Annotated in this window: 16 protein-coding genes and 1 pseudogene; 10 read left to right on the forward strand and 7 right to left on the reverse strand. The window is 59.6% G+C overall.

Annotated features, from left to right (window positions below; all coding sequences use genetic code 11):
- The 10 genes and pseudogenes from argH to BLV81_RS21630 all read left to right on the forward strand — a co-directional run.
- A partial coding sequence (gene argH, locus BLV81_RS21585; RefSeq protein WP_092359974.1) for an argininosuccinate lyase occupies window positions 1-663 on the forward strand: 663 nt, incomplete at its 5' end.
- Window positions 664-1,046: 383 nt separating this feature from the next.
- Window positions 1,047-2,204, forward strand: coding sequence for an ABC transporter substrate-binding protein (locus BLV81_RS21590; RefSeq protein WP_092359975.1), 1,158 nt, complete (start codon window positions 1,047-1,049; stop codon window positions 2,202-2,204).
- Between the two features lie 244 nt (window positions 2,205-2,448).
- Entirely contained in the window at window positions 2,449-3,330 is an 882-nt protein-coding gene (locus BLV81_RS21595; protein WP_092359976.1) for a branched-chain amino acid ABC transporter permease, read from the forward strand.
- A 1-nt stretch (window position 3,331) separates the two neighbouring features.
- Window positions 3,332-4,252 carry a branched-chain amino acid ABC transporter permease gene (locus tag BLV81_RS21600; protein ID WP_092359977.1) on the forward strand — a complete coding sequence of 307 codons (921 nt, stop codon included), beginning with the start codon at window positions 3,332-3,334 and terminating at the stop codon, window positions 4,250-4,252.
- Entirely contained in the window at window positions 4,252-5,013 is a 762-nt protein-coding gene (locus BLV81_RS21605; RefSeq protein WP_092359978.1) for an ABC transporter ATP-binding protein, read from the forward strand. The genes BLV81_RS21600 and BLV81_RS21605 overlap by 1 nt, the downstream gene beginning before the upstream one ends.
- Window positions 5,010-5,747, forward strand: a complete 738-nt coding sequence (locus BLV81_RS21610) for an ABC transporter ATP-binding protein (RefSeq protein WP_092359979.1) — start codon at window positions 5,010-5,012, stop codon at window positions 5,745-5,747. The genes BLV81_RS21605 and BLV81_RS21610 overlap by 4 nt, the downstream gene beginning before the upstream one ends.
- 188 nt (window positions 5,748-5,935) lie before the next feature.
- On the forward strand, window positions 5,936-6,424 hold the full coding sequence (locus tag BLV81_RS21615) for an AmiS/UreI family transporter (protein WP_092359980.1): 489 nt from the start codon (window positions 5,936-5,938) through the stop codon (window positions 6,422-6,424).
- A gap of 556 nt (window positions 6,425-6,980) precedes the next feature.
- Window positions 6,981-7,322 (forward strand): annotated as a pseudogene (locus tag BLV81_RS24500) (ATP-binding cassette domain-containing protein); the annotation flags it as partial.
- Entirely contained in the window at window positions 7,311-7,856 is a 546-nt protein-coding gene (locus BLV81_RS24505; RefSeq protein ID WP_369823918.1) for an AAA family ATPase, read from the forward strand. The pseudogene BLV81_RS24500 and the gene BLV81_RS24505, both read left to right, overlap by 12 nt.
- Window positions 7,853-9,169: a hypothetical protein gene (locus BLV81_RS21630; protein ID WP_092359983.1), complete on the forward strand. Its 1,317-nt coding sequence runs from the start codon at window positions 7,853-7,855 to the stop codon at window positions 9,167-9,169. The genes BLV81_RS24505 and BLV81_RS21630 overlap by 4 nt, the downstream gene beginning before the upstream one ends.
- 134 nt (window positions 9,170-9,303) lie before the next feature.
- Here the strand turns inward: BLV81_RS21630 and tal are convergent, their stop codons facing one another.
- The 7 genes from tal to pmbA form a co-directional block, all read right to left on the reverse strand.
- A complete protein-coding gene (gene tal, locus BLV81_RS21635; protein WP_092359984.1) occupies window positions 9,304-10,275 on the reverse strand; it encodes a transaldolase in 972 nt (323 codons plus the stop codon).
- Window positions 10,276-10,319: 44 nt separating this feature from the next.
- Window positions 10,320-11,792 (reverse strand): xylulokinase, encoded by a 1,473-nt coding sequence (xylB, locus tag BLV81_RS21640; protein WP_369823919.1) that lies wholly within the window; start codon window positions 11,790-11,792, stop codon window positions 10,320-10,322.
- A gap of 67 nt (window positions 11,793-11,859) precedes the next feature.
- Window positions 11,860-12,849, reverse strand: coding sequence for a LacI family DNA-binding transcriptional regulator (locus BLV81_RS21645; RefSeq protein WP_255365415.1), 990 nt, complete (start codon window positions 12,847-12,849; stop codon window positions 11,860-11,862).
- Window positions 12,850-12,930: 81 nt separating this feature from the next.
- Window positions 12,931-13,878 carry an ABC transporter substrate-binding protein gene (locus tag BLV81_RS21650; protein WP_369823920.1) on the reverse strand — a complete coding sequence of 316 codons (948 nt, stop codon included), beginning with the start codon at window positions 13,876-13,878 and terminating at the stop codon, window positions 12,931-12,933.
- A 102-nt stretch (window positions 13,879-13,980) separates the two neighbouring features.
- A complete protein-coding gene (locus tag BLV81_RS21655; RefSeq protein ID WP_092360011.1) occupies window positions 13,981-14,967 on the reverse strand; it encodes an ABC transporter permease subunit in 987 nt (328 codons plus the stop codon).
- 50 nt (window positions 14,968-15,017) lie between these two features.
- Window positions 15,018-16,568, reverse strand: a complete 1,551-nt coding sequence (locus BLV81_RS21660) for a sugar ABC transporter ATP-binding protein (RefSeq protein WP_092359988.1) — start codon at window positions 16,566-16,568, stop codon at window positions 15,018-15,020.
- 471 nt (window positions 16,569-17,039) lie between these two features.
- Entirely contained in the window at window positions 17,040-18,404 is a 1,365-nt protein-coding gene (gene pmbA, locus BLV81_RS21665) for a metalloprotease PmbA (RefSeq protein ID WP_092359989.1), read from the reverse strand.
- Between the last annotated feature and the right edge of the window lie 18 nt (window positions 18,405-18,422).

The following is an 18,422-nucleotide window of genomic DNA, read 5'->3' on the forward strand; positions in this document are numbered from 1 at the left end:
TTCTGCGCCGCCGCCGCGCTGGTGATGACCCACATCTCGCGCATGTCGGAAGAACTGGTGATCTGGATGAGCCCGCGCATCGGCTTCATCGACATCGCCGACCGCTTCTGCACCGGCTCCTCGATCATGCCGCAGAAGAAAAATCCCGACGTGCCGGAACTGGCGCGCGGCAAGACCGGCAGAGTCAACGGCCATCTCATTGCCTTGCTGACCCTGATGAAGGGCCAGCCGCTGGCCTATAACAAGGACAACCAGGAAGACAAGGAACCCTTGTTCGACACCGTCGATACCCTGACCGACACGCTGCGCATCTTTGCCGACATGGCGCGCGGCATCAGCGTCAAGCCGGAAGCCATGCGCGCCGCCGCCCTGCAAGGCTACGCCACCGCCACCGACCTGGCCGACTACCTGGTCAAGAAAGGCTTGCCGTTCCGCGACGCCCATGAAGCCGTGGCGCGCGCCGTGCGCAGCTGCGTCGACCAGGCTTGCGACCTGAGCGATCTGTCGCTGGATCAATTGCGCGCATTCTCGCCCTTGATCGAGGATGACATTTTTGCGGTGCTGACACTGGAAGGCTCGGTGGCGGCGCGCGATCATATCGGCGGCACCGCGCCGCGCCAGGTACGCCTGGCAATCCAGCATCTGCATCAGCAACTGGCTTGATTCCATCTTTAGCATCATGGGATGCGCAATGTTTCCCATGATGCCAATTTGGCATAACGTCGCCAGCGCAACACCCGAACGCCGAGTATAATATGCGAAAACCGCGCAACAACTCGCCATAATCGACCAAAAGTCGCAACACCTCCGCGTAAAACATCCGCTTTACCTGGCTTGTGAGCAATTTGAGCGCCAGGAATTTCTGACCGAAAATCCCTTATACTTTGTTCACTTTTGGTGCGTCCACCCAGCACGCTCCGAAATAAAAACGCTAGCTGATTTCTTACTTCATAATGCTTTTCGGCAGCAGCTGCTCGCTGTCCGCTGCTGCCTGGAGACACGTGGTAAGTCGTCGCTCAAAAAAACGGTACCTGGAGGATTTATAAATGCGAGTCAACACACTCTTGAAAACACTCCCTTTGCTGATGCTTGCCGCCGGCCTGGGCAGCTCCGCGCATGCGGCCGACGTCAAGCTCGGCCTGGCCGCGGCGCTGACCGGACCAGCCGCCAAATACGGCGTCGCCATTAAAAACGGCTTTGCGCTGGCCGCCGATGAAGTCAACGCTGCCGGCGGCGTCAACGGCAACAAGCTGCAACTGATCATCGAAGACGAGCAAGGCAAAAAAGAAGAAGCGATCAATGTCTTCAAGAAACTGATCTTCAAGGACAAGGCCTTGCTGGTATTCGGGCCTACCCTGTCCAACTCGGCATTCGCTGCCGACCCGATCGCCAATGCCGCCAAAGTAGTGGCGTTCGGCACCAGCAATACCGCCGACGGCATCACTGCCATGGGCCCGTTCACCTTCCGCAACTCCGTCATGGAAGCCGACGTTCTGCCGGTCACCACACGTGCCGCGGTCAAGCATTTCGGCATCAAGAAAGTCGCCATCATCTACGGTAACGATGACGCTTTCACCAAGAGCGGCTACGATGTTTTCAAGGGCACCCTGGCGGACCAGAAGATTGCGGTCACCACCACTGAAGCGTATGCCAAGGGCGACGTCGATTTCAAGGCGCAGCTGACCAAGATCAAAGCGTCGAATCCAGACGCCATCGTTTGCTCCTGCCTGACTGAAGAAGCGGCCAACATCATCCTGCAAACCCGCGCGCTGGGCATGAAGCAGCCGTTCATCGGCGGCAACGGCCTGAACTCGCCGAAGCTGTTTGATATCGCCAAGGGCGCCGGCGACGACACCATCATGGGCAGTCCATGGTCGTCCGAGAACCTGACGCCGGCCAACAAGGCATTCATCGCTGCCTACAAAGCCAAGTTCGGCAGCGATCCGGATCAGTTCGCTGCGCAAGCCTATGATGCTTTGCACGTTGTTGCCGCCGCCTTGAAGAACGTCAAGCTGAGCGGTGCGCTTGACAAGGACCGGATTGCGTTGCAACAGGCTCTGCCGGCAGTGAAGATCGAAGGCGCCACCGGCAAATTCGCATTCCGCAAGGCGCCGCCGGTAACCGGCAAGGAAGTCGGCTATGACGCGCAACAGGAAGCGATTGTGAATATTGCCAAGGGTGGCAAGTTCGTATTGCTGAAGTAACAGAGTTAATAGGGGACAGAGTTTACGAGTCGCCGCCGTGCGACGAGTTACTCTGTCCCCTATTAACGGCGTCCGGAGAAAGAATGGCGGCAGTTGCGCCAACCAGAACATCGGATCCACTGCAGAATTTTGTACTCCGTGGTCCGTTAATTGGGGTCAGAGTAATTTACGACGATACAACTGTCGTAAAAAAACTCCGACCCCAATTAACTGCATTTGCGGCTGATTTTTAGAAAAAAACTCCATGCTTGAACAACAACTCATCAACGCCCTTTCGCTGGGCAGCGTCTATGCGCTGTTTGCCTTGGGTTTCACGCTGGTCTTCGGCGTGCTGGGCGTGATCAATTTATCGCACGGCGCCATTTTCATGCTGGGCAGCTACGCGGCGTTGCTGCTGGTGGAACATCTGGCGCTGCCGCTGTGGCTGGCGATGCTGGCGGCGATGCTGGCGTCGGGGCTGATCGGGCTGCTGGTCGACTATCTGGTGCTGAAGCCGCTGCGCGCACGCAACGCTCCGCATCTGGCGCCGATGATCGCCACCATCGGCGTCGCCACCATCCTTACCAGCCTGGCGCAAGGTTTGTTTGGCGCCGAAAACAAGCGTTTCCCGGTTGGCACCATTCCGGAAGACAGCTATAACTGGGGCCATCTGCATGTCACCGCGGTGCAAATCGGCATCGTCCTGATTTCCTTCATCCTGATGCTGGTGCTGCTGGCGGTCATGCGCCGCACCCAGCTCGGCCGTGCCTTGCGCGCGATTGCCGAATCGCCGAAAGCAGCATACCTGCTCGGCATCAATGTCGAAGGGCTGTTCTACCTGACTTCGTTCGCCGCCGCCGCCCTGGGCGGCGCCGCCGGCGTGCTGGTCGGCCTGTCGTTCAACGCGATCACGCCGTTCATGGGCCAGCCGATGCTGCACAAAGGCATCGCCGTCATCATCCTCGGCGGCATGGGCGACATTCGCGGCGCCATGATTGCCGGCCTGTTCCTCGGTTTCGCCGAGGTGCTGACGGTAGCCTATATTTCCAGCGATTTCCGCGACGCCGTGGGGTTCGGATTGCTGTTTCTGATTTTACTGGTCAAGCCTTCCGGGATGTTTGGCAAAGTACTGGAAAGGAAGGCCTGACATGAGCGAACTGCTTACAACGGTCGGCGCTGCCGGCTTCCTGGATTGGTGGGATGGTTTCTGGTCTACCTACAACACCGTCATTTTCAGCCTCGGCGTCAACGCCATGCTGGCGCTCTCGATTTATGTCACCCTGTCGTGCGGCCTGCTGTCGCTGGCCAATGCAGCGTTCATGGGCATCGGCGCTTATGCCGCCTCGCTGATCAGCATGCAGACCGGCCTGCCGTTTCCGGCGGCGCTGGCCATCGGCGGCGCATTGCCGGCGCTGGTGGCGCTGATCATCGGCATTCCAACCTTGCGCCTGTCCGGCGTCTATCTGGCGATGGCGACCCTCGGTTTCGGCGAGGTGGTAAGAGTGGTGGTGCTCAACATGGATATCACCGGCGGCCCGCTCGGCCTGAACGGCATTCCCTTGAAAACCGAATGGTGGCACATCGTGTTGCTGCTGGCGCTTACGCTGTACATCCTGGCGCGCATCCGCCGTTCGAAAATCGGCCGCGCCTTCGAAGCCATCAAGGAAGATGAAGTTGCGGCGCGCCTGATGGGCGTCAATGTCGCCGGCTACAAGCTGCTGGCGTTTGTCGTCGGCGCCGCCATTGCCGGCGTGGCCGGCGGCCTCAACGCCCACTACACTTTCACCATCGGCCCCGGCAACTATGCTTTCGAAAACGCCGTCGAGATCCTGACCATGGCCGTGTTCGGCGGCACTAGCACCCTGATCGGCCCGACCCTAGGCGGCATGGTGCTGACGCTGCTGCCGGAAGTGCTGCGCGATTTCAACAGCTATCGGTCGGTCGTCAACGGCTTGATCCTGGTGCTGGTGATCCTGTATCTGCCGAAGGGCATCTGGGATCCGCGCCGAATTCAAAGCTTGACCCGCGCATTTTTCCAGCGCAAGGCGCAGGCTGGAGGAAACCGCTAATGCTGCAACTCAAAAACATCAGCAAGAACTTCGGCGGCCTGCAGGTTTTGCAAGACGTCAACTTCAATGTCCCGCAAGGCGGCATCTTTGGCCTGATCGGTCCTAACGGCGCCGGCAAGACCACCGTCTTCAACCTGATCACCGGTTTGCTGCGCGCCTCCGGCGGCGCGATCGAATTCGACGGCCAGGACATCGGCAAGGTCGCAGCGCACAAGATTACCGAACGCGGCATCGCCCGCACGTTCCAGAACATCCGCGTGTTCAAGGAAATGACCTTGCTGGAAAACGTCGTGGTCGGCATGCACGATCATATGCATTACGGCTTCGGCAGCCTGCTGCTCAATCTTGGCGGCTTCAGAAAGATCGAAGCCCAGGCACGCGAGCGGGCATTGGAATTATTGTCCTGGGTGCGTTTGGATCACAAGGCGCAGATGCTGGCCGACAGCCTCTCCTACGGCGAGCAGCGCAAGCTGGAATTCGCCCGGGCGCTGGCGACCAAGCCGAAACTGTTGCTGCTCGACGAGCCGGTCGCAGGCATGAATCCCGCCGAAAAAACCGAGCTGATGACGGAGATCCTGAACATCAAGCAGCGCGGCTTCAGCATCTTCATGATCGAGCACGACATGCGTTTCGTGATGGGCCTGTGCGACCGCATCGCGGTGCTCAACTTCGGCCGCATCATCGCCGAAGGCAGCCCCGATCAGATCAAGAATAACCAGGAGGTGATTGAAGCCTACCTGGGTAAGGAAGACGCAGAATGAAGGCCGCAGCGAACATGAACAAGACACCGATTCTGCAAGTGCAGGACCTGGCGGTTTCATACGGCCATATCGAGGCGGTCAAAGGCATCGACCTGACGCTCAATGAAGGCGAAATCACCGCGCTGGTAGGCGCTAACGGCGCCGGCAAAAGCACTGCCCTGCTCGCCATCTCCGGCCTGCTGAAACCAAGCCGCGGCCAGGTGCTGTTCAATCAGCAAGACCTGACCAGGCTGGCGCCGCACAAGATCGTCCAGAGCGGCGTAGTACAGGTAGCCGAGGGCCGCGCCACGCTCACCACCCTGAGCATCGCCGAAAACCTGGCTCTGGGCGCATACACCCGCAAGGACAAGGCGCAGATCGGCAAGGATCTGGACTGGGTGTATTCCTTGTTCCCTGTGCTGCAACGACGCAAGGATGGCCTGGCCGGCAATCTGTCCGGCGGCGAACAGCAGATGCTGGCCATCGGCCGCGCGCTGATGGCCAAGCCGCGTGTGCTATTGCTGGATGAACCGTCGATGGGCTTGGCGCCATTGCTGGTGCAGGAGATTTTCCGCATCGTCAAGGAAATCAACCGCACCGGCCTGACGATTCTGCTGGTCGAACAAAACGTCCGGCAAGCGCTGCGCATCGCCCAGCGCGGCTATGTACTGGAAACCGGCAAGATCGTGCTGGCTGACAGCGGCAGCAACTTGCTGAACAATCCCAAGGTGCTGGAAGCGTATCTGGGGGGCTGACCTGCCCGTCTATGCCATCCTCGCATTAAACTCCGCATTAATCCTATGTGGCGATCAAATTCAAGGCCAATATTCATATTGGCCTTATGCATTTCCGACACACCTGCATATAGGTGAATCGGGTATCTTCCCTGCAAGTTCGGAAAATCCGACAAAACCATCGATAGTCTTGCAGAAGGAAATAAACCATGTTGGGCATTGCTCTCCTGTTCATCGGCGCGGTGCTAGTCGTCAATGGCGTCGGCTTGACCGGCCGCATCGAGGCGCGTGAAAACGCCGTCTTCAATTTTCTGGTCGGCATCCTGGCGCTGTTCATCAGTTTGCTGGGCCTGGTCCGCAGCGTCGACAATGCCGGTTACCTCAGTGCTGCGACTGGCCTGCTGTTTGCATTCACCTATCTGTATCTGGCGGCGGTGCAATGGAAAGGCATGAACGGCAGAGGTTTAGGCTGGTATTGCCTGTTTGTCGCCATCAATACCTTGCCGATGGCGTGGCTGGCCGTGAGCCAGGATATCCGTTCTACCGTGATGTGGCTGGCATGGGGCGCGCTGTGGTTCCTATTTTTCCTGGCTATGGCGCTTCAAAAAAGCATCCGCTCCCTCGGCCCCATCACCGCGATAATCGGGATTTTTTCGTGCTGGATTCCGGGCTTTTTAATGCTGGCCGGCCACTGGTAAAAAAGCAGTTACTACAGGCTGCCCCAGCGTTCCACCGCAGGTTCGGCCAGCGCCCATTTCCACACTTCGTCGCTGCTTGCATGCCGAGACCGATACCGGCCGCTGCCGAACTGCCCTCGGTCACGACGGAACTACACGCACTCAACATCACCACGCTACCCAACACCAGCCAACCACTTGTCTGCTTTAACTGCATTACCGAATCCAATATGCAAGCACCGGCCACGGAGGCATCGGTAGGCCTCGGTCAAAACAGCTGCTTGGCGTGCATAACAATCTCCCGTAGATGAACCCGCTATTTAAGCGGAGTTGCCGCGCCAGCGAAGCAGGTGAATCATTTGGCAGCAGCTAGCCACGGTTCGATACACGATGTTGCGCGGCGCAATGTGTCGCACATTGCTTTATTATTAGCGACTTATATTGCCATCATACCTCCCCACGTCACCTAATCGACTGACTAATTGATTGATTCAACCTCATGATAAAAATCTCCGGCCTTACCTTCGATTACCCCGGTCACCGCGCTTTGCATCAGGTCAGCCTGCAGGTAGAGACTGGCAGCGTGACCGCGCTGGTCGGCTCCAACGGCGCCGGCAAAACCACGCTGATGCGCTGCATTGCGGGCCTGGAAACACCGCTCTCAGGTTCGATCAGCGTGGCTGGCATGGATGTGCTGGAACAGCCGCGTGAAGTACATCGGATCATGGGTTACCTGTCCGATTTCTATGGCTTGTATCAAGCGCTGACAGTGGCGCAATGTTTTGAATACGCGGCCGCCGCCCAAGGTTTGCCGGCAGCGGCGATCCCGCAGGCGATCCAGACTACCGCGCAGCAGCTGGGACTGACAGAACGCCTGCAACAGACCTGCGACAAGCTGTCGCGCGGCTTGCGCCAGCGCGTCGCCATCGGCCAGGCCATCATTCACGGTCCGAAAATCCTGCTGCTGGACGAACCGGCGTCAGGCCTCGACCCGGAAGCGCGCGCCAGCCTGGCCGGACTGTTTCGGCAGTTGCAAGCGCAGGGCATGACGCTGCTGGTATCGTCGCATATCCTGGCGGAACTGGATGAATATTCGACCCATATGCTGGCACTACGCGATGGCAAAGTGCTGGAATATCGCGCGCTGGCGCACGACAGCACCGAACTCGTTCGGCACAAATCGCTGCGGATCACCCTGGCTCAAGCCAATCCCGGCTTGCGCGCGCAACTGGCCGCCGAGCCGTCGGTGCAGATAAGCGCCAGCGACGAGCGTAGCGCCGATTTCATCTTCAGCGGCGACGAGCACGCCCAGGCGGCATTGCTGGCGCGCCTGATAGCCGGCGGATTGACGGTTGCCAGCTACGCCGATCAAAAGGAAAACCTGCAGCAATCGTATCTGCGCTCAGTCGCCAGCTATGAAAATAACGGACAAACCGCCAGGAGCGCATCATGATCAATCCTGAATTCAAGCGTAACCTGTGGCTGCAATTCTCCCCGCATCGCCTGATCGCCATGCCGGCCATCTTGGGATTGATTTTTTTCACGCTCAACATCGCCAGTAAAAATTTTTCCAGCGGCATAGCACTGGACAGCGTGGCCGTCATCCTATTCGTCGGCATCATCTTCCTGTGGGGAACTCGCAACGCCAGCAACGCCATCATCGAAGAAATCCGCGACAAGACCTGGGACCAGCAGCGTATGAGCGCACTCACCCCATGGACCATGACCTGGGGCAAGCTGTTCGGCGCCACTGCCTTCAACTGGTATGGCGGCCTTCTTTGCCTGCTGGCATTCGTGATTGCCGCGCTGGCGCGCGAGCGCAGCATGATCTTGAGCGACGGCTTGACGCTGGTGGCGCTCGGCATCCTGATGCATGCGGCGACTATGGCCTTCAACCTGCATCTGATGCGTAGCGACGTACGCGCAGTACAACGCGGCGGCATCGCCTGGGCGGTGGTGCTGATCGCCTACGTGTTTATGCCATCCTTCCGCTCCGTCGCCGATAGTTCCGTGGTTTGGTGGGGTCAGGTGTTTTACTACAGGTCGTTTCTGGCGGCCAGCACGGTATTCTTCGCCATCTTCGCCGTATTTGCGGCATGGCGCAGCATGAGCAGCGCACTGCAAATCACCACCATCCCCTGGGCCTGGCCGCTGGCTTGCTGTCTGCTGGCAGTCTATATTGCCGGTTTTTACGACGGCGCCGGGCTGCTGTGGATAGCTCTGTTGCTCTCAGTGGCCATGACCTATGCGGCGCTATTTTCGGAAGAAAACGACATCGCGCTTTGGCAACGTGTCGTGGCCCGGGCGCAGGCCGGCGATTGGCATGGCCTGTTCCGCAATTTGCCAATCTGGCCGACCACGCTGGTCTTGAGTTTCTGTTTTGCGCTGCTGCTGCAGTTCGGTAACGGCGCAGACTTGCCATTCAGCTTGCCGGCAACCATTGCCAGTCTTTCTTTCCTGACTCTGACGCTGGCCCTGATGCTGTTACGCGATTGCTGTGTCTACCTGTTCTTCGCTTTTTCCGGCAAGAGCAAGCGGGTCGGCGCCACCACCATCCTGTACCTGGCGCTCATCAACGGTTTGCTGCCGTTCCTGAGCAAGCTGATGGGATTGAACGCCCTGGCCATATTCTTCATGCCTCTGCATATCGGCAATGGCTGGCTCATGCTTGGCATAGCAGCGCTGCACGCCCTGCTGGCTTTGGCGTTGCTGGGCTGGCGCTGGCGCCAGCAAGCCTTGGAGGACGACTTGCCACAAGCAGCTTAAGCTTAAGGCGAAAGTCTAAAAATTCCGTCATCTCCGCGAACGCGGACACCAAGGTGAGGGAATCCAACTTACTGATTAAAATGGATTCCCGCGTTCGCGGGAATGACGCAGCCTCGTAGGGTGCCGCAGGCGGCCTAAGCTAAAATGCGCGCCGATGCAAGCAAACCCTCGATGATCTTGTCGAGCTTGACCGCATCGGCGGCAAAGCCGCGTATCCCTTCGGCCAGTTTTTCGGTAGCCATGGCGTCTTCATTGAGCGCATAGCGGAAACTCGCTTCGTCGTAGCTGACAGCTTGCAAGCCGGCGCCAGCGGCAGCGTTCTTATCCAGCGCACGCGGCAAGGCGGCGTCGCTCGCCTGCAGTTGCGCCAGCAAATCAGGACTGATGGTAAGCAGATCGCAACCTGCAAGCGCGGCGATCTGGCCGACGTTACGGAAACTGGCGCCCATTACTTCCGTTTCAATGCCGAAGCGCTTGTAATAACTGTAGATCTGCGCCACCGACCTGACGCCAGGGTCGTTCGAGAGCGTGTTGGCGGATTCGTCCCAGGCGCTGCCGGCTGATTTCTTGTACCAGTCGTAGATGCGGCCGACGAAAGGCGAGATCAGGCGCACCTTGGCGGCGCCGCAGGCAACCGCCTGGCAGAATGCAAACAGCAAGGTCAGGTTGCAACGGATGCCTTCACGTTCCAGAATAGCTGCGGCCTGAATTCCCTCCCAGGTCGAGGCGATCTTGATCAGCACGCGCTCGCGGCCGATACCGGCAGCTTCATATAAAGCCATGATGCGGCGCGCCCGAGCGACCGTGGCGGCCGTGTCGAAACTGAGTCGCGCATCGACTTCGGTAGACACCCGGCCCGGCACCACTTGCAGAATCTCCAGGCCAAACCGCACCAGCACCCGATCGACGATCTGGTCCAGCGCACTGTCGGCATGGGCCGCGACTGTTTCCGCCAGCAACGGCGCGTATTCGGCTTGCTGGACTGCTTTCAGGATCAGCGATGGATTGGTGGTGGCGTCGCGCGGCTTGAATTGCGCCAGCTGTTTGAAATTTCCGGTGTCGGCCACTACTGTCGTGTATTGCTTGAGCTGGTCCAGCTGATTCATGGTTCATGTCCTTGTAGAAAATAGATTAAATAATTAGCAAGAATTCAGTCATGCAAGGCTTGCGCCGCCGCGAACAATCCGCGGAATTTCTGGTAACGCGCTTGCAGCGTCTCCTGCTGGGCGACAGCAGGAATGAAGCGTGCCTTTACCGGCATGCCCTGGCCCGGCAATTCGCGGCCGCATCCAAGCGCCAGGAAACCCAGCTTGGCGGCGCCGATGCAGGCGCTGAATTCACTGCCCGACAAGGTGCAAATCTCCCGGTCGAGGATGTTCGATAGCAATTGCGCCCAATAGTTGCTGCGTGCCCCGCCGCCGACCAGCGCACACTGGCCGACCGCTGCCCCTGCCGATTGCACCGCATGCATCGCATCGAGCAGGCCGAAACCGACGCCTTCCAGCACCGCGTAGCCGAGCATCGCCGGCGTCGTGTCATGCGCCAGATTCATGAATCCGCCGCGCAGCAGCGGATCGTTGTGCGGCGTGCGTTCGCCGGCAAGATAGGGCAAAAATAGGGGTATCGCCGCAGGCACCGGCTGAATAATCGGCAAACGCTGCTCCACCAGCTGCAGCAAGGCTTGTTCATCGGCCTGCCCCAGCAACTGGCTAACCCAGCGCAGGCAGCTGGCGCCGGCCAGCATCGCGCCCATGGTGTACCAGCGCTGCGGCAGCGCGTGGCAGAAGCTGTGCACGGCGCTAGCCGGATTGCCGGCCACCCGGTCGGTAACGGCGACAATAGCGGCGCTGGTGCCGAGCGTGACAAAGGCCTGGCCGGCGTCGATCGCACCGATGCCGACTGCCGCTGCCGGATTGTCACCGCCGCCGCCAGCCACCAGCACCGGCTGCTGCAACGCCAATAACGATGCCGCAGAAGCACTCAAGTCAGCCGACGCCGCCGAGCCCTCCACCAGCTGCGGCATCTGCTTCAGCGTAAGCCCGGTCGCTTGCAGCATGGGTTCGAACCAGCCGCGCTTGCGCACATCCAGCCAGAGCGTACCGGCGGCGTCGGAGACGTCGCTGATGCGCTCGCCAGTCAAGCGCAGGCGTAGATAATCCTTGGGCGACAACACGCAGCAAATCCGGCTGAATACTTGCGGCTCATGCTCGCGCAGCCATAGCAGCTTGGGAGCGGTCAGGCCGGCCATCGGCAAGCTGCCGGTGATATCGGCGAACTCGGGATGCTCACGGCCCAGCCATTGCGCCTGCGCCATGGCGCGCGCATCGTCCCAGAGTATCGCCGGACGCAACGCCTGGTCGCCTTGGCCTAGCAACACGGCCCCATGCATCTGCCCCGACAAGCCGATGCAACGGACTCTGGCATACGCATCCGGCTGCTGCTGTCTTAACTGATGCAAGGCCGCCAGGCAGGCTTGCCACCAGTCCTCCGGGTTTTGCTCGGACCAGCCGGCTTGCGGCCGCGCGATGCTCAGCCGGACTCCGGCATGCGTCAGCACCGTACCGCTGTCATCCAGCAATACCGCCTTCAGTTCCGAAGTGCCGAGATCTATCCCGAGCGAGATGGGACTAGCCATAAATATCCATTTGCAAAATTCCAAATTTCTAACGCAGGTTCAAATCAGGAAGGTATCAAAGACAGCCGCAGGAATTACGAATGCGCAGAGTCGGCGCCAACCGTACCGTCTGCTTTTTTCCTTCAGGCGTTTCAATCCGCTTCAGCAACAGCTTGACCGCCCGCGCTCCCAATTCCTTGACCGGTTGCGCCATCACGGTCAGGCGCGGAATAAAGAAATCGGCCCAGTCGAAATCATCGAAACCGACCAGGGCGATCTGCTCCGGCACATCAATCTTGGCGTCGCGCAAGGCATGCATGGCGCCGATGGTCATCAGGTTATTGGCGGTCATGATGGCTGTCGGCGGCTCTGCCAGCGCCAGCAGCTGGCGGGTTGCCTGCCGCGCCGGTTCGCTGCTGGATTCGCCGCTGACCTGCAGCGCCGGGTCGAACGGCAGGCCGGCGGCATCCAGCGCGGCCCGATAACCTTCAATCCGTTCATCGGTGGTAGGCAGGCCCACGCTGCCGGAAATCAGTGCGATGCGCTGGTGCCCATGCTGGATCAAGTGGCTGACCAGTTCCTGCGACGATTTCTTGTTTTCCACGCCGACCTGGTCGAAGCCCTGCGCCACCAGCCGGTCGACCAGCACCGCCGGGATCTCGTTGGCGCGCAGGTACTCCAGCGCCAGGTGCTGCGGATCGGCGGACGGCGCCAGCAGGATGCCGTCAACCCGCCGATGATGCAGCGCCTTGACCGCGCGCAGCTCTTGCTCGGGATCGTCGCGGGTATCGACATACAGCATCATGATGCCGTGCTTGGCGCATTCGGTTTCGATGGCGTGCACGGTTTCGCTGAAATAGTGATTGGAGAGCGCGGAAATCGCCACGCCGATGGTGTTCGATGTCGAGCGCGCCAGCGAGCGCGCCAATGTATTCGGTATGTAGCCGAGCTCCCGGATTGCCGCTTCCACTGCAAGTACGGTCGCCGGCCGCACTTTGCGCGTGCCGTTCAAGACATGCGAGACCGTCGAAGTAGATACCTTCGCGATTCTTGCGACATCATCCATCGTAGCCAATTTTCGTCCCCTTTTTTATGCTTTAAACCGGCGGCCGCGAATACCTCCGCTGCGGCAGCCGCCGCACCACCATTACCGCTGGCTGGACCAGCCTTTATAAGTAGCGACATTATCGTGGGTAATCAGCGTCGGTGTCAGCAGCACGACAGGCTTGGCCGGGCGTTTGCCGTTCAGGATGTCATAGCCGATGGCAACCGCATCCTGCGCCTGGGCCCAAGGGTCCTGGCTGGAGGAAGCCTGGATCGAGGTGTCCGACTTCAGCGCGGCTTCGATGTCCGGTGCGCCATCGACCGAAGTGATGACGATGCCCTTGCGCTTCAGCTGCTTGGCGGCGAGATCGCTGCCGATCGCTTGCGGATCGTTGATGGTGAACAAGCCGTCGATTTTCGGGAAGCGCGTCAGATAGCCTTGCATGGCATTCAGGCCGCCTTCGCGCGAACCCTTGCCATCCTGGTCGTCGGACAATATCTTGATGCCTGGCGCTGCGGCGAACACTGTCTTGCAACCCTTGACCCGGTCGATCACGGCAGTGACCTGCGGCCCGTTCTGGATAATCACGTTGCCCTTGCCGCCCAGTTTGTCGACCAGGTATTTACAGGCCAGCCGGCCAGCCATTTCGTTGTCGGTCTGTACCGTGGCGTCGACGCCCTTGGCGCCGACATCCACCGCCACCACCACAATCCCCGCCTTCTGCGCCTTCTTGATGGCCGGCTCGATGGCGACCGGATCGGTGGCGTTCAGCAAGATCAGGTCGACCCCGGCTGAAATGAAATTATCGATCTGCGTAAACTGCTTGCTCAGATCATAGTCGGCCGACACCGCAGTGACCTTGGCGCCGGGATTGATTTGCAGCGCCTTTGCCTTGGCGCCGTTGGCCAGCGTCACAAAATAGGGATTACCGAGCGAACCGACGGTGATGCCTACCGATTTCAGTTCACGTGCCTGGGCCGGAGCCGACAGGGTCAGGGCCAAAGTGAGCGGAAGTAATACCGATGCCGCGAGAGCGATTTTTTTCATGATGCACTTATCTCCTGTTGCTGGTCATATGAAAATCCCGGCGCGACGACCAGCTTGTCGCGCCGAGCGGTCTGTTAATCGATTTATTAAGCTTATTTATAAAATTTATGTGCGCGCGCCAGATTGCCGATAGCGGTCAAGCGCCACCGCGCCGATAATCACGATGCCCTTGATGATGTATTGCCAGATATCGGATACGCCCAGCAGCACCAGGCCGTTGGTCAGTACCGCGATGATCAGCGCACCGATCAGGGTGCCGCCGATGGAGCCGACGCCGCCGGTGAAGCTGGTGCCGCCCAGGATCACCGCGGCGATCGCATCCAGTTCATAGGATTGCCCCAGCTGAAGGCCGTTGGCGGCAGACAGGCGCGAGGCCGTCATCACCGCGCCCAGGCCGGCCAGCAAGCCCGATACCGCATACACGAACAGCAGCACCTTCCACACCTTGATCCCCGACAGGCGCGCCGCCTCGTGATTGCCGCCAACCGCGTAGATCTGCACGCCGATCACGGTGCGGCGCAGGATGAACCAGGAAAGCGCCACCACCAGCAAGGCGATGATGACCAGCCACGGCACGCCCAGCACCGAATCGTTGCCGATAAATGCGAACGGCAATTCCGGGTTGAAGACGGTCTTGTCATCCGCCAGCAGACGCGCCAGGCCGCGCATCGCGGTCAAGGCGCCGAGCGTGACGATGAACGGCGGCAGCCGCATGAAGGCAATCAGCACGCCGTTGGCCAGTCCCAGCAACAGGCCGAAACCGATGCCGGCGGCAATCCCCAGCATGCCGAATTGCGGCGACAGCGAAGCCAGCATGGCGACCACTGCCGACGCCGCCAGGATCGCACCGACCGACAAGTCGATGCCGGCAGTCAGGATCACAAAGGTCATGCCGGCGGCGAGGACGATATTTACCGAAGCCTGCTGGCTGATGATCGACAGGTTCTGCACCGTGAAGAAGTTTTCGCTCATCAGGGCAAACCCCAGGACCAGCAACAGCAGCACCGGCAACATGCCGACCGTGCGTAACAGATTGCGCATTTGTTCGCGCTTGCCGACTGCAACGGCGGCGCTATTACTTGCTAATTCCATGATGTTTGTCTCCTTGCTATTCTGATTCATGATGTCAATATGCTGTGCATTCAGGCGGCTTGCGGTTCGACCTGCTGAGCGCCGGTGGCCAGTTCGATAATGTTTTCCTGGCTGATTTCACGCCCCGAATGACCGCCCAGCTCCGCCACCAGCTCGCCTTCACGCATTACCAGTACGCGATCCGAGGTACCGACGATTTCCGGCAGCTCGCTGGAAATCACCACCACACCGATACCGGCTTGCGCCAGTTGGTTGATGATCCGGTAGATCTCTGACTTGGCGCCGATGTCGACGCCGCGCGTCGGCTCATCCAGGATCAGCACATGCGGCTTGATTTCCAGCAGACGCGCCAGCAATACTTTTTGTTGATTGCCGCCCGACAGCGCACCGACGTTGATATTCGGCGAGGCAACCCGGATCGCCAGCGACTTGATGGCTTCGCCGGCACGTTGCGCGCCGCGCCGGCGATCCAGCACGCCGCCATAACTGGCGTCAGGCACACAAGCGCAGACATTGATGTTGTCGCGTACGCTCATGTCCAGGAACAGGCCCTGCGATTTACGATCCTCGGTCAGGTACACCACGCCGGCGCGGATCGCATCGACCGGGCCACGCAGTGAAGTCACCGCTTTGCCGGCCACTTCAAGCGTGCCGGAAATGCGCGGATCGGCAGCAAAAATCAGACGCGCCAATTCGGTACGGCCGGCGCCGACCAGGCCGGCGATGCCCAGCACTTCGCCCGCATGCAGATCGAAACTGCAGCCTCGAACCCGCCCGCCATCAGCCATATCGCGCACCCGCATGACGACATTGCCAGGATCGTAAGGCGCATGTTCCTTCTTGTAGAAACCGGACAGATCGCGCCCCACCATCATCTTCACCAGCGCCTCGGCCGACAAGTCCTCGCGCGCCAGCATGCCGACGTGCTTGCCGTCGCGCAGTACCGAGACCCGGTCCGACAGCTCGTAGATTTCAGCCATCCGATGGCTGATATAGACGATGGCCAAACCCTCCTGGCGCAACTGCCTGATCAGTGCGAACAAACGATCAGTCTCACGCGAAGACAGCGGCGTAGTCGGCTCGTCCATCACCAGGATCCTGGCGTGGGCATGGATCGCACGCGCAATTTCCACCAGCTGGCGCTCGGCGATCGACAAGGTGCTGACCTTGGTCTGCGGCTTGAAATCGGCGCCCAGGCGGTTCAATACATCGATGCAGCCCGCCTCCATCGCCTTGCGGTCGACGGTCCAGCTGCGCCCGCGCAACTCCCGGCCGAGATAGATGTTCTCCGCCACGCTCAGGTTCGGACACAAGCTCAGCTCCTGATAGATGACGGCGACGCCATGCTCCTTGGCGGCGCGCGGACCGTAGCTGGCCACGCGCTGGCCGTCGATCCGGATCTCGCCGCCGGCATCGGCCTGATGGGCGCCCGACAGGACTTTCATCAGCGTCGACTTGCCGGCGCCGTTCTCGCCCATCAAGGCATGGACTTCGCCGGCAAACACGGTCAGGTCGACCTCTTTCAGTACCTTCAAGCCGCTGAAGGTCTTGGAAATGCCGCGCATCTCGAGAATGGGTGTTGCGCCTGATTCAGGTTTCATGAATAGCCCCTAAATTTGACCGATCAATCATTTTGATAAAAACGATTGCATGGAAAAACAGCTTGCGTGACAGGATGCAAATATTGCGAACCGGCTAACGAGATACGCGTATCGGCAGTTTCGAAATTGATGACCGGAGCGATCGCTCAATCTCAATTTTTGATGGAAGTGCGGAATGAGGCCGTAGCGCCTCTGTGCGATGCGGGATGTTCATTTGTCTCCTTGCGTCTTGGTTTTTTACCTAGGTAGCGCAACTGCCGGACAAAGCCGAACTAGTTCCAACGACCTGATTTGCGATCAATACTAGACGAAAGCAAGCGCTTGCGCAAGCGCTTGCTTTTTTTGATATTTACACAATGCAAACGATGGAGGCAAAAAAACACCTCCACGAAGGAGGTGTCGGATACTGCTCCGGATACCGCTCCGGATACCGCTAAAACCGCTTGACGCAGAGTGCCGGGACGCTCCCGATCAGTTCCCGGCCACGGTCATGCTTTCAATCAGCACCGAGCCGGTTTGCTTGGTGCCGCGAATCAGCGTATCGGCGCCGATCGCAACGATTTGCGCCAGCATGTCTTTCATGTTGCCGGCAATCGTGATTTCCTCGACCGGGTATTGGATCACGCCTTTTTCAACCCAGTAACCGGAAGCGCCGCGCGAATAGTCACCGGTGACGTAGTTGACGCCCTGCCCCATCAGCTCGGTCACCAGCAAGCCGGTGTCGAGCTTCTTCAGCATCGCCTTGAAATCATCCGCAGATTTGGTGAGCGAAGAAGTGATGCTCAGATTATGCGAGCCGCCGGAATTGCCGGTGGTTTTCATGCCCAGCTTGCGCGCCGAATAGGTCGACAGGAAGTAGCCCTGCACTACGCCATCCTTGACCACGTCGCGGCGCTGCGTCTTGACGCCCTCTTCATCGAACGGCGCCGAACCCACCGCGCCGATGATGTGCGGATCTTCCACAATCTGGATATGCGGCGCAAACACCGGCTTGCCCAGCGAATCCAGCAGGAAGGTCGACTTGCGATACAGCGCGCCGCCCGACACGGCTTGCACGAAAGCGCCCAGCAAGCCTGCCGCCAGCGGCGCCTCGAACAGCACCGGACACTTGCGGGTATCCAGCTGACGCGCGTTCAGCCGCGCCAATGCGCGCTCCGCCGCATAACGACCGATCGCTTCCGGCTTGGCCAGCTGCTGCGGATCGCGCATCGATGAATACCAGTCGTCGCGCTGCATCTTGCTGCCCTTGCCAGCGATAGGCGCCACCGAGATGGTGTGCCGTGAAAATGGATAGCCGCCCATGAAACCGCGCGAATTAGCGCTGACAAAGTGCGATTGCTGGGCGTAGACGCCAGCGCCTTCGCTGTTGGTGATACGTTTATCGACGGCAAATGCTGCCGCTTCGCAACGTTTTGCCAGTTCCACCGCCTCTTCGGCAGAGATCAGCCATGGCGAGCACAGCTTCAAATCCAGCGGATGCATTTCCAAAGTATCAACATCCGGCAAGCCGGCGCAATCGTCCTCGGCGGTAAAGCGGGCGATGTTGTACGCTGCTTCGACCGTGTCTTGCAGCGCTTTTGCCGAAAAATCGGAGGTGCTGGCATTGCCGCGCCGGGTATGGCCTTCCTCGCCCAGATAGACGGTGACGCCCATGCCCTTGTCCTTGTTTTGCTCGATGGTTTCGACGCTGCCCTTGCGCACGCCCACCGACAAACCGCTGCCTTCGCTGATTTCAACGGAGGCGCCGGAAGCGCCTTTTTCCCGTGCATAGCGCAAAACGTCCTGCGCAAGTTGTTGCAATTGCTCTTGGCTATGTATGAATACGGAGTCGCTCATGGGTCGGTTTTCTTCGAA

Origin of the sequence: Collimonas sp. OK242 (assembly GCF_900107095.1) — a bacterium.
Taxonomy (GTDB): domain Bacteria; phylum Pseudomonadota; class Gammaproteobacteria; order Burkholderiales; family Burkholderiaceae_D; genus Collimonas.